This is a genomic window from Micromonospora sp. M51 (assembly GCF_018070305.1).
In the GTDB taxonomy this organism is placed as follows: Bacteria; Actinomycetota; Actinomycetes; order Mycobacteriales; family Micromonosporaceae; genus Micromonospora; species Micromonospora parva.
The window spans coordinates 1-12,242 of record NZ_JAGPXZ010000101.1 but is presented as its reverse complement, the minus strand read 5'-3'; the positions used below and the strand labels follow the sequence as shown (position 1 = coordinate 12,242).

Genomic DNA, 12,242 nt, shown 5'->3' with positions numbered 1-12,242 from the left:
GGCCCGGGCGGCCACCGTGCTGTGGCTCGCGCTGCCCGGCTCGGCGTACCTCGATCCGGGCGAGGAGCTGGGGCTGCCCGAGCACACCACGATGCCCGACGAGGCCCGGCAGGACCCGACCTGGGCGCGCAGCGGGCACACCCAGCGCGGCCGGGACGGCTGCCGGGTGCCGATCCCGTGGGAGGCCGACGCCCCGTCGTACGGCTTCGGGCCGACCGACGCCAGCTGGTTGCCGCAGCCCGCGCTCTGGGCGGAGTACGCGCTGGACCGCCAGCGCGACGTGCCCGGCTCGACGTACGAGCTGTACCGCGCGGCGCTGCGGTTGCGCCGTGCCCACGGGCTGGGCCGCGGCACCCTGGAGTGGTTGTCCTCCGGCGACGAGGTGCTGAGCTTCCGCAACGGTGAGCTGACCGTGCTGACCAACTTCGGTGCCGCCCCGGTACCGGTGCCGGCCGGCGCCGAGGTGCTCGTCGCCAGCGCGGCGCTGGACGACGACGGCGCGGTCCCGACCGACGTGACCGTCTGGCTGCGTGGCTGATCTCGCGCCGACCGGCCCGCCCCGGCCACGCGGTGCGGGCGGGCCGCTCGGTGCGCGACGGCCCGCTTTGGAGCTGATGTCGTAAACGATTCACGCCCGCCTGCACCTCGCCAACCTCAAGATCGCGCTACTTCCACGATCTAGTGGCCTCCGTCCGCCAGGAGGCGACTAAAACCAGGAAGTAGCGCGATCTTCAGGTTGGCGCGCGGAGTCAGGTGCGCGGGGCGGGGTGCTGGGGTGTCAGAGGCGGTCGGCTCGGTTGTGGAGCAGGTCGTGCACGTTGTCGATGTCCGCCGGTGAGGTCCGCGAGGCGAGCCAGTACATGACACCGGTCGGGATGAAGAAAAGCTGGAACGCGGCCAACCCGACGGCGAAGTTCAACGGTGGCGGGAATGCCGTTCGCAGCGCCTGGAAGGCCACCCCGACCAGCCCGTTGCCGGCCGCGCGACCGACACCGTTGACGAGGTTGCCCAGGCTGTAGACAGTGCCCCGGTGCTCCGGCGGGTTGACGTCGGCGATCAACGCGAACCAGTTCGGCGAGTTGGCCGAGGTCAACGCGAGCGCCACGATCGCGGTGAGCAGGCTCAGCCCGACCGACGGCTCGGTGAACACACTGGCCAGCACCGCGCCGACCACCGCGCCGCCGCTCGCGCCGTCCGGCACGTCGATGGTCACCGGGACGAAGAACAACACCAGGTAGAACGGCAGCGCGGCGAGGATGCCGACCGAGGCGACGAGTGCGCGCCCCCGCGGTGTCCGCCGCTGCACCGCGTCGCCGATCAACCCACCCACGATGGACAGCACCCCGCCGAGCTGGAACAGGGTGGCGAACACGCTGCCCACCACCACCGCCGTGGACGTCGAGTAGCCCTGGGCCTCGGCCCGTTCGGCGAAGAGCACCGGCAGCCAGACCAACGAGCCGAACGCGGCCTGCGCGGTCAGCCCCTGCAGGATCAGCCACCGGTTGGTCCGCCGGGCCAGGATGCGCGGCAGGTCGGCGCGGCTGATCCGGTAGTCGTACTCGGCACCGGCGTCGAGCCTGCCGGCCAGTTCCGGCTCGCTCTGGCCCCGTCGGATGTCGTACGTGAAGAAGTAGGCGAGGGTGGCGACCAGGCCGACGCCGGTCAACAGCAGGAACGGCCGCCGCCAGTCGGCCGCCCCGAGCAGCCCGCCGACGAGCGTGCCGGCGAGGGTGCCGATGCCCTGGGAGAGGCCCCAGAAGCTCATCACCAACCCGCGCCGGGTCGGCGAGATCAGGTCGGTGACCACGGAGAAGCCCACCGAGCCGACCGCGCCGAGGCCGACCGCCGCGACCAGCTGCGCGGACAGGAACGTCAGGTAACCGCCGGCGAGCGCGCTACCGCCGGTGCCCGCCGCCCAGAGCAACGTGCCCACCATGAGCAGCGGCTTGCGGTTGGTGCGGTCCCCGACGTACGCCCAGCCGACGGCCGCGACCGAGCTGACCAGGAAGCTGACCGCGGTGACCACGCCGAGCAGCCGCCCGGACACGTCGAACGCGTCGGAGATCGGACCGTACAGCGGGGGGACCAGCCCGATCGCCACGTTGTCCAGCGAGGCGAGCAGCACGAACACCACGACGCTGTACAAGCGGTGCGCCGGCCCACCGCCCCGACCGTGCGCGCGCAGGCCGGGCCCGCCACTGGTCACCGTCATGACCGGCAGCCAACCAGACTCCGTGCGGGCGCGCGTCACGCGGGTGGCCGCCGGTCACCGTCGACCGGCGGCCACCCGCACAGATCGCGACGCTCAGCGTCGGTCGAGCACCAACCCGCGGGCCGCGGCGTACTGGTCGCGGACGGCGGGAACCGCCGCTGCCGCGTACTCCTCGGTGCCCTCGACCGCCCAGGTCGGCGGCGCGGCACCGCCCAGGGCGACCCAGGCGGCCTGTCGGGCGGCCCCGTCGGCGACGTACTCGCCGGCCGGCGGGACGACGACCGGGCAGCCGAAGACCTGCGGGGCGATCTGACGGACCGCGGCCGACCGGGCTCCGCCGCCGATCAGGATGACCCGGCGGGCGACGGCACCCTGCGCGATCAACGCGTCCAGGCCGTCGGCGAGCGCGCAGAGCATGCCCTCCACGGCGGCCCGCGCCAGGTGCGCCGGGGTCGAGGTGCGCAGGGTCAGCCCGTGCACCGCGCCGGTGGCGAGCGGCCGGTTCGGCGTCCGCTCACCTTCCAGGTACGGCACCATGACCAGCCCGTCCGCCCCGGCGGGGGCGGAGAGCGCCAGCTGGGCCAGCTCGGCGAGGTTGACGCCGAGCATCGCGGCGGCGGCGTCCAGCACCCGGGCGGCGTTGAGCGTGGCGACCAGCGGCAGGAAACGACCTGACGCGTCGGCGAAGCCCGCCACCGCGCCGCTCTCGTCGCCCGCCGGCACGTCCGCGACGCTGAACACGGTGCCGGAGGTGCCGATCGAGACGATCACGTCACCCGGCCCGGCACCGACACCGAGCGCGGCAGCGGCGTTGTCCCCGGTGCCCGCACCGAGCAGCGCCCCACCCGACCCGCCCAGGTCGTCGGCGAGCTTTCCCGCCGACTCCGCCGGACCGAGCACCTCGGGCACCACCAACCGCCGACCGAAGCCCTGCTCCAGCAGGTCCAGTCGGTAGTCATCGGTGGCCGGCGACCAGTAGCTGGTGCCGCTGGCGTCGCCCCGGTCGGTACGCAGCGCGCCCAACCCCGGTGCGCCGGCCAGCCGCCAGGTCAACCAGTCGTGCGGCAGGCAGACGGCGGCCACCCGGGCCGCCAGCTCCGGCTCGTGACTGGCCAACCACCGCAGTTTGGTCAGGGTGAAGCTGGCCACCGGAACGCTGCCGGTCGCTTCGGCCCAGAACCGGCGCCCGGCCGCGCCGCCGCCGGCCTCCTCGATGAGATCGGCGGCGGCGTCGGCGGATCGGGTGTCGTTCCACAGCAGCGCCGGGCGGACCACCCGGCCGTCCTCGTCGAGACACACCATGCCGTGCTGCTGGCCGGCGACGGAGATCGCCGCCACGTCGGCGAACCCGCCGGCCTGGTCGGCGGCGCTGCGCAGCGCCTGCCACCAGGCTTCCGGGTCGACCTCCGTGCCGTCCGGGTGCGGTGCCCGGCCCTGCCGGAGCAGGGCACCGGTCTCCGCGTCCCGGATCACCACCTTGCAGGACTGGGTGGACGAGTCAACGCCTGCGACCAACGGCATGGCGGGGCCTCAGCGGGCGCCGAGCAGGTGCTCGACGGCGAGCTGGTTGAGCCGGACGAAGGCGAAGCCCCGGGCGGCGACAGCGTCCACGTCGACATCCTCGAACGCGGACCGGTCGGCCAGGAACTCCTCGTAGCCCTCGCCGTCGCCGAGCGTCGGCGTGCTCAGCTCGCCGACCTTGCTGGCGGCGAGCGCCTCGATCACCTCGGGGTCGGCACGGAACGCCGCCGCGCGCTCCTTGAGCAGCAGGTACGTGCTCATGTTGGCCGCCGCGGACGCCCACACCCCGTCCATGTCCTCGGTACGCGACGGCTTGTAGTCGAAGTGCCGGGGACCGTCGTAGGTCGGCCCGCCGTTCGGGCCACCGTTCTCCAGGAGGTCCACCAGGGCGAACGCGTTCATCAGGTCACCGTGGCCGAAGACCAGGTCCTGGTCGTACTTGATGCCGCGCTGGCCGTTCAGGTCCAGGTGGAACAGCTTGCCCTGCCAGAGCGCCTGGGCGATGCCGTGGGCGTAGTTGAGCCCGGCCATCTGCTCGTGCCCGACCTCCGGGTTGAGGCCGACCATCTCCGGGTGCTCCAACTGGGAGATGAAGCCGAGCGCGTGCCCGATGGTGGGCAGCAGGATGTCGCCGCGCGGCTCGTTGGGCTTGGGCTCCAGCGCGAACCGCAGGTTGTAGCCCTTGTCGATGACGTACTGGGTGAGCAGGTTGACGGCCTCGCGGTAGCGGTCCAGGGCGGCCTGGACGTCCTTGGCGAGGTCGTACTCGGAGCCCTCGCGGCCACCCCACATGACGAAGGTGCCCGCACCCAGCTCGGCGGCCAGGTCGACCTGGCGCAGCACCTTGCGCAGCGCGAAGCGGCGGACGTCGCGGTCGTTGCTGGTGAAGCCGCCGTCCTTGAAGATCGGGTGGGTGAAGAGGTTGGTGGTGACCATCGGCACCACCAGGCCGGTCTCGTCGAGGGCCTTGCGGAACCGGGCGATGTGCTGGTCACGGGAAGCCGCGTCGGCGCCGAACGGGATCAGGTCGTCGTCGTGGAAGGTGATGCCGTACGCGCCCAGCTCGGCGAGCCGGTGGACGGCCTCGACCGCGTCCAGCTCGGGGCGGGTGGCGTCACCGAACGGGTCGCGGGCCTGCCAGCCCACGGTCCAGAGCCCGAAGGAGAACTTGTCGGCGGGGGTGGGACGGGGTGCCATGAGCGACCTCCGGGGTGGTGGTGTCAGGTATTTGTTCAGCGATTGAATTATTTGCCCACCCTATGGCACTGTCAAGGGGTGAGCCTCACCCACGCCCCGGCCGGCGCAGTCCGTCAGGGCAGTCTGCGCGAGCTCAACCTCGCCCTGGTCCTCGGTCGGATCGCCGCGGCCGACCGACCCCCCTCCCGAGCCGACCTGGCGACCGCCACCGGCCTGACCAGAGCCACCGTCTCCGCTGTCGTCGAGGACCTGCTCGGCGGTCGGCTGGTCAGTGAGTCCGACCCCGCGCCCCGCTCGGGCGCCGGCCGCCCGGCGCGCGGGCTGGTCCTGGCCGAACAGGGGCCGGCCGGGCTCGGCCTGGAGGTCAACGTCGACTACCTGGCGGTCTGCGTGGTGGACCTCACCGGCCAGGTGCGGCACCGCACCGTGCACCGGGCCGACCTGCGTCCGGTGGCCCCCGCCGACGCCCTGGCCCACCTGGTCGAGATGGCCGGGGCAGCCCGCGACGACGCCGCCCACCAGGGCCTCACCCTGGTCGGGGCCGCGCTCGCGGTGCCCGGCCTGGTGGACGACGACGGGCTGGTCCGGCTCGCGCCGAACCTCGGATGGTCCGACGTGCCGGTGCCCGCGCTGCTCGCCGAGCACCCTCCGCTGGTCGAGCAGGTGCCCGGGGTCCCCGCGTTGACGGTGGACAACGAGGCCAACCTCGCCGCGCTCGGCGAGCTGCACTCGCAACCACCCGGCCCGTCCAGCTTCCTGCACATCTCCGGGGAGGTGGGCATCGGCGCCGGCATCGTGCTGGACGGCGCGCTGTTCCGCGGCGTACGCGGGTGGAGCGGTGAGATCGGGCACCTCCCGGTCCACCCCGAGGGCCGTCCGTGCCGCTGCGGCGGGCAGGGCTGCCTGGAGCAGTACGCCGGCCAGGAGGCGATCGTGTCCGCCGCCGGGCTGGCCCGGGCGGAGCTTCCCGCGGACACCGCGACCGCCCGGTTGGCCGAGTTGGCCGAGGCCGGCGACGCCGACGCGCTGCGGGCGCTGCACGAGGCCGGAACGGCGCTCGGCGTCGCGGTGGCCGGTGTCGTCAACCTGCTCGACCTGGACACCGTGGTGCTCGGTGGCGGTTACGCCGCGCTCGCACCCTGGTTGTGCCCCCCGGTCCTCGCCGAGATCGACGCCCGGGTGCTCACCGCCGCCTGGTCGCCGGTAACGGTCCGGCCGTCGACGCTCGGTGCGGAAGCCGCAGCGGTGGGAGCCGCCGGCTCGGTGGCCCGCCGGATCATCGCCCAGCCCGCCGGCTGGCTGGCACGCTCCGGCTGATCGCCGCCCCCGCGCCCCCGTCGGCACGGATCGGTACCCTTGCACTCAGGCAACGATCCCCGGTGAGGAGTCGAGAAGCAGCATGCGCACACGTCGCCAGACGCGAGCTGGCGTCCGGCGGTGACCACGACCCGGCAACCCGGCGACACCCCGCTGCCGGCCGACGACCGGTTGGCCCGCGAACTGCTCGACGGGCTCGCCGAGGCCGTGCTGACGACGGACCGGACCGGCCTGGTCACCCTGGTCAACGCCATGGCGGCCGAGCTGCTCCCGGAGATCGAGGCCGGCACCGGGCTGGCCGACTGCCCGGTGGCGGCCCTGGCCCGGGCGGTCGTCACCGGCGCCGACCGCTTCGACGCCGACCACCACGGCCGGCGACTGCGTGGCGTCCGGCGCCAACTCGCCGGCTCCCGGTGGGCGTGGTATGTCCGCGACGTCACCGAGGAGCACGCCCGCGCCGACGCCCTGCTCGCCGAACGCTCCCGCACCGCGTTCCTCGCCCAGGCCGGCAGCCGGCTGGCGCTGGCCCTGCACCGGGACCAGGTCCTCCTGTTCGCCACCACGCTCGCCGTCCCCTACCTGGCCGACGTCGCCGTGGCACTGCCCCGACCGACAGCGCCGGCCGAGCCACACGCCAGGTGGCTCCGGTACGCCGACGGTGATCCGGCCCCGGTCACCGGGCTGGCCGGTCCCGCGCTGGCCAGCGCCGTGCCTGGTCTCGCCGAGGCGCTGGCCGGCGACCGCGCCGAGCCGGGCCGCTGGTCGGACGCCCCGCTCACCGACCTGGCCGACCTGCTGCCGCCCGGGTTCGGCCCCCCGGGGGCGGTGCTGGCCAGCCCTCTGCTGAACGCCAGCGAGTCGACCGGCGCCCTTCTGCTCATCCGTCGGCCCGGGCGGGCCGGTTTCGAACCACGCGACGTGGAGCTGGCCCGGGAGTTCGCCGCCCGCGCGGGTGCCGCGCTGGCCACCGCCGACCTGCACAGTGAGCAGGCCCACCTGGCCCAGGTGCTGCAGAGCAGTCTGCTCCCGCCCGAGCTGCCCGCCGTGCCCGGCGTGACGATGGCCGGCGGCTACCGGGCAGCTGGCGACACCCTGCGCATCGGCGGGGACTTCTACGAGGTGTTCCCGCACCCCGAGGGCGCCCTGTTCGCGCTCGGCGACGTGTGCGGCAAGGGCGTGGGCGCCGCCGTGCTGACCGGCCGGGTCCGCCAGTCGTTGCAGACGCTGCGGCTCGTCGAGCGACGCCCCCTGGAGCTGATCCGCCTGCTCAACCAGGCGCTGTCCGACGCGCCGGACGCCGCGCGTCGCAGCCAGTTCACCACAGTGCTGCTCGGTTCCCTGGACCGCGGGCCCACCGGACTGGACATCCGGATCGCCGGCGGAGGGCACCCGGCGCCACTGCTGGTCACCGCCGACGGCACTGTCACCACCGTCCCGGTCGGTGGCATGCCGGTGGGGGCGCTGACCGCCGCCCGGTTCGCCGAGGCGAGGGTGCACCTCGATCCCGGCGACGTGTTGCTCGCGTACACCGATGGGGTGACCGAGGCGCGCGGACCGCGCGACACGGCGATGTTCGGTGAGGCCCGGCTGCGGGCCGCGCTCGTGGCGGCGGCCGGGCAGCCACCGGCCGCGCTGATCGACCGGGTGCTGCGGGAGGTCGACGACTGGCTGGACGGGCAGGCCCACGACGACATCGCGATGCTGGCCGTGGGCGCGTCGACGCCGGCCTGACCGACGGCGACCGACCGGCCTGACCGACGGCGACCGACCGGCCTGGTCAGGCGGTACGTGCCACCGGCGGGTCGCCGGCCGGCCACTCCCGGGTGCTGCCGGCCGTCGGATCCGGACCGCCAGCGGCGCCCGCCCACAACCCACGGGTCTGCCGCGCCGAATCGACCGACCAGTCCCCCGACCGCCCACCGGGCTGGTCCGGGCCGTCCGGCCAGTCCCCCGGGCCCGGCGGCTCCCCGGGCGTCGCCGGCCGCTGCTCCTGCTGGCGGCGCGCGGTCTCGTCGAACTCCCGCAGTCCGCGCAGCAGCGCGTCGCGGCCCTCCCGGCTCATCCCGGTCAGCACGGCGTCGAGTTGGGCCCGGCGGTTGGCCCGTAGCTCGGCGAGGAGCCGGCGGGCCTCCGGGGTGAGGTGCAGCGAGATCTCCCGCCGGTCGAAGCGGCCCGGCTCGCGCTCCAGCATGCCGGCGGCGACCAGCCGGTCGCAGAGGCGGCTGGCGGAGCTGAGCAGCATGTCGAGTCGGGTGGCGAGCCGACGCAGGTTGATCCCGTCGGCCTGCTCCACCACCATCACTGCCCGTAGTTGGGCACCGGAGACCCGGTTGGCGGTCCCCTCCCGGGCAGATTCCCAGATCCCGAGCAGGGCAGCGGCCGCCGCGTCCAGCGCGGCAGCCATACTCGTCTCGGGGTCCGTCGGACGGTTCAGTTCGGCCATGGTGGCCCGTGAGTACTCCGAACCCACTGGTGGTCGAGCTTTCAGCGAGGGAGTGACGATGAGCAAACCGGTCGATCGGGCACGACGTGCCCTGAACGAGACACCAGCTGACCGGCTCGTCGGTGGAATCGGGGACGTGCTCGCCGGGTCGTACGGGATCACCGACGTTGAGCTGTACCAGGTCGACTACCGGCTCGCGGAGTTGCTGCCACTCACCGACGGTGACTCGATCACGAGCCCCGGGCACCCCGCCTGGCGCGCCTTCGACCACCAGTCGCCGCTACTGACCGACGGCGTCGCCTGGATGCCGGTCACCATGCGCGGCGAGCGCCGAGGGGTGCTGCGCCTGTCGCCCGTGCCGGACGACCAGGAGGTCGTCAACGCGCTGGCCGAGGTCGCCACCGCGCTCGCGCACGAGGTGGCGGCGGTCTCCGCCGGCACCGACGTCTACCGGGCGGCTCGGCGCACCCAACGCCTCACCCTGGCCGCCGAGATGCAGTGGGAGCTGCTTCCCGGCCGCAGCCGGATCCGTCCCTCGTTCAGCCTGGCCGGGCAGTTGGAGCCGGCGTACGCCGTGCGCGGCGACGGCTTCGACTGGTCTGACGACGGGGAGCGGCTCTGGTTGTCCACCATCAACGGCACCGGTGAGGGCGTGGCTGCCTCCCTGCTCACCTCGCTGGCCACCCACGCGCTGCGCAACGCGCGACGGGCCGGGCTGAGCCTGGCCGACCAGGCCGCCCTCGCCGATCAGGCCATCTACGACCTGTACCGGGGCGAGCAGCACCTGTCGGCGTTGCTGATGGAGCTGGACCTGCGCTCCGGGATGATGACAGTGGTGGACGCCGGGTCGCCCCGACTGGTCCTGCTCCGCGGCGGCGAGGTCAGCGAGCAGCCGCTGGAGGCGCAGTTCCCGCTGGGCATGTTCGAGGCGACCGACTACCACGAGCAGAAGTTCCCCCTGGAACTCGGCGACCGGGTCTTCGTGGTCAGCGACGGGGTGGTGGAGGCCACCGGTCAGCACATGCGCTACGGCGAGACGGCACTGGACCGGTTCCTACGGCGGACCGGGCCGATGGCACCGCTGGACGCGGTCCGGTCGCTGATCGGTGATCTGCGCGCGTTCGTGGCCGGTGACCTGGTCGACGACGCGGTGGTCGTCTGCCTGGACTGGACCGGCCCGCAGCCGTGACCTGTGGTCAGTACGCTCCGCGGCCGTTCAGCACCGCGCCGAAGGTCTTCCAGAGAATGGTGAGGTCGGCGGTGAGGGACCAGTTCTCCACGTAGTAGAGGTCGAGCCGGATGCCGTCCTCCCAGCTCAGGTCGGAGCGGCCACTGACCTGCCACAGGCCGGTCATGCCGGGCTTGACCAGCAGCCGCCGGGCCACGTCACCGTCGTAGCGGGCCACCTCCGAGGGCAGCGGCGGGCGCGGCCCGACCAGGCTCATCTGTCCCAGCAGCACGTTGACCAGTTGCGGCAGCTCGTCCAGTGACCATTTGCGCAGCAGCCGGCCGACGCGGGTCACCCGGGGGTCGTGGCGCATCTTGAACATCAGGCCGTCGGTCTCGTTGCGGGCGGCCAACTCGGCGAGCAGCGCGTCCGCGTTCACCACCATGGTGCGGAACTTGAACACGCCGAACTCCTGCCCGCCCCGACCGACCCGGACCTGCCGGAACAGCACCGGACCCCGGCTGTCCAGTTTGATGGCCAGGGCGATGAACGCGATGAGCGGCAGCAGCACCGCCAGCGCCAGCGACGAGACGGACCTGTCGACGAAACCCTTCACCAGTTTGCGAACGCCGCGGAACTCGGGCGCCTCGACGTGGATCAGCGGCAGTCCGGCGACCGGGCGGGTGTGGATCCGCGGGCCGGCGACGTCGGTCAGCGCGGGTGCCACGACCAGGTCGACGCCGGTCCCCTCCAACTGCCAGCCGAGGCGACGCAGCCGGGTCGCGGTCAGCTCACCCGAGGCGGTCCCCGCGACAGTGTCCGCGCCGATCGCGGTGGCGGCCTCCGGGATGCCCCGGAACGACCCCGCCACCGGCACGTCCCCCAGCCGCTGCGCCACCGGCGCGAGCAGCGCGTCCGGGATGCCGGCGCCCACCACCTGGTAACCGGCGTACGGCTCGCGACGCAACGTGTGGACCAACTCCAACACGTGGGCGGTGTCGCCGACCACCAGCACCTTCCGGGACCAGCCCGCGCCGAGCGAGCGGGCCCGGTGCAGCCGCTTGCGGGCGGCGAACCGGGCCACCTCCAGCCCGACCGTGCCCACCGCGAAGGAGATGCCCAGGAAGCCCCGGGAGACTCCGACGTCGGCGATGTAGCCGATGATGGCGATCGCCCCGGCCAGGCGCAGGCTGGCGGAGCTGACCCGCCGGTACTCGTCCGCCCCGTAGCCGATCACCCGGTCGTCGTAGCAGCCGAGGGCCTTGAGCGAGATCAGCCAGGCCAGCACCAACCCGGGGGCGACCAGCACGTACGGGATCTCCGAGCCGGTCGGCTCGCCCTCACCGAAACGGGTGACGTACCCGATCAGCAACGCGATGATGAGGATGGTGGTGTCCAGCACCACCAGCACCCGGACGTAGGACCGTTCGTCGGCTCGTGCCAGCAGCCCGGTGCGTTGACCATCGGGCTCCGCCGACGTGGCGGGGGTCAACAGTGTCGCCACGCTCACCGGCCCTCCCACTCTGTACAGGATGGCCCCGGCCAACGGGTCGGACCGGAGGCGGACCGACCATGCCGGAACAGTCGACATCCTGCCCTGACAACTATGACTGCCGATTGCTTCCGACGTATTGCCGTCACTTTTCTTCAACAACTGGCGGGCCGAAAAGGGGCCTGCCACACCGGATCGACGGGTGTGGCAGGCTCCTCGACCGCTGAGCGTCGGATCAGCGGGGTGCTGGCGGGCGCCGCGCGATGGCGCTGAGGAAGATGCTGCCGATCTCGCTCGGATCCTTGGTGACGAAGACGTCGCCACCGGTCACCTTGGTGATCGACTCCAGCTCCGCCTTGCTGACGCCCTCACCGATACCGATCATGATGACCTGGACCGGCCGCTCCGGGTCGGCGGCCTGCTTGAGCTTGCCGAGCAGCTGCTGCTGGTTGAGACCGTTGTCGTCCTCGTTCTTGCCGTCGGTGAACAGCACGATCGAGTTGACCCGGCCGGGCTGCCAGTTTTCCTGGACCGCCTGGTACGCGGCAAACATCGTGTCGTAGAGGCCGGTGTCGCCGCTGGAGGGCTTGATGGTCGCGAGCGCGCCCTCCAACTGGCCGCGCTGGCCGGAGAGCGGGCCGATCGGGACCAGCTCCCGGTAGTCCCGGTTGCCGACGAGCTGGGTGGAGAAGGTCCACAGACCGATCGACCAGGAGTCGTCGAAGAGGCTGAGGCCACGACGGGCCGCGTCGACAGTGACCTCCTCCCGGCTGCGGTTGTTGGCGGAGGGCACCGGCTCCTTCATCGAGCCGGAGACGTCGATGACGGCGAGCATCCGACCGGACTGGGTGGCGATCGACCAGCTGGAGACGACCCGCTGGATGGCGGCCGG

At 73.0% G+C, this 12,242-nt stretch carries 10 protein-coding genes; 4 read left to right on the top strand and 6 right to left on the bottom strand.

Annotation, left to right across the window (positions count from 1 at the left end; all coding sequences use genetic code 11):
* Nucleotides 1–538 (top strand): DUF3459 domain-containing protein (locus KBX53_RS08355; RefSeq protein WP_210858428.1); only part of this gene is annotated, 538 nt, incomplete at its 5' end.
* 240 nt (nt 539–778) lie between these two features.
* On the opposite strand, the gene KBX53_RS08350 is transcribed toward KBX53_RS08355, so the two are convergent.
* From KBX53_RS08350 to xylA, 3 genes are all read right to left on the bottom strand, one after another.
* Nucleotides 779–2,212 carry an MFS transporter gene (locus KBX53_RS08350; protein WP_030333287.1) on the bottom strand — a complete coding sequence of 478 codons (1,434 nt, stop codon included), beginning with the start codon at nt 2,210–2,212 and terminating at the stop codon, nt 779–781.
* Nucleotides 2,213–2,305: 93 nt separating this feature from the next.
* Nucleotides 2,306–3,733 carry a xylulokinase gene (gene xylB / locus KBX53_RS08345; protein ID WP_210858426.1) on the bottom strand — a complete coding sequence of 476 codons (1,428 nt, stop codon included), beginning with the start codon at nt 3,731–3,733 and terminating at the stop codon, nt 2,306–2,308.
* Between the two features lie 9 nt (nt 3,734–3,742).
* On the bottom strand, nt 3,743–4,930 hold the full coding sequence (gene xylA, locus KBX53_RS08340) for a xylose isomerase (protein ID WP_030333283.1): 1,188 nt from the start codon (nt 4,928–4,930) through the stop codon (nt 3,743–3,745).
* A 78-nt stretch (nt 4,931–5,008) separates the two neighbouring features.
* Here xylA and KBX53_RS08335 point away from each other — a divergent pair, with 78 nt between their 5' ends.
* A complete protein-coding gene (locus tag KBX53_RS08335; RefSeq protein ID WP_030333282.1) occupies nt 5,009–6,247 on the top strand; it encodes an ROK family transcriptional regulator in 1,239 nt (412 codons plus the stop codon).
* A gap of 120 nt (nt 6,248–6,367) precedes the next feature.
* Nucleotides 6,368–7,978 carry a PP2C family protein-serine/threonine phosphatase gene (locus KBX53_RS08330; RefSeq protein ID WP_309140730.1) on the top strand — a complete coding sequence of 537 codons (1,611 nt, stop codon included), beginning with the start codon at nt 6,368–6,370 and terminating at the stop codon, nt 7,976–7,978.
* 46 nt (nt 7,979–8,024) lie between these two features.
* Here KBX53_RS08330 and KBX53_RS08325 read toward each other — a convergent pair whose 3' ends face one another.
* Nucleotides 8,025–8,690, bottom strand: coding sequence for a MarR family winged helix-turn-helix transcriptional regulator (locus KBX53_RS08325; protein ID WP_247675296.1), 666 nt, complete (start codon nt 8,688–8,690; stop codon nt 8,025–8,027).
* Nucleotides 8,691–8,748: 58 nt separating this feature from the next.
* On the opposite strand from KBX53_RS08325, the gene KBX53_RS08320 reads away from it, so the two are divergent.
* Entirely contained in the window at nt 8,749–9,879 is a 1,131-nt protein-coding gene (locus KBX53_RS08320) for a PP2C family protein-serine/threonine phosphatase (RefSeq protein WP_030333275.1), read from the top strand.
* Nucleotides 9,880–9,886: 7 nt separating this feature from the next.
* Here KBX53_RS08320 and KBX53_RS08315 read toward each other — a convergent pair whose 3' ends face one another.
* A complete protein-coding gene (locus tag KBX53_RS08315) occupies nt 9,887–11,305 on the bottom strand; it encodes a sugar transferase (protein WP_247675297.1) in 1,419 nt (472 codons plus the stop codon).
* A gap of 280 nt (nt 11,306–11,585) precedes the next feature.
* Nucleotides 11,586–12,242 (bottom strand): VWA domain-containing protein (locus KBX53_RS08310; protein ID WP_210858422.1); only part of this gene is annotated, 657 nt, incomplete at its 5' end.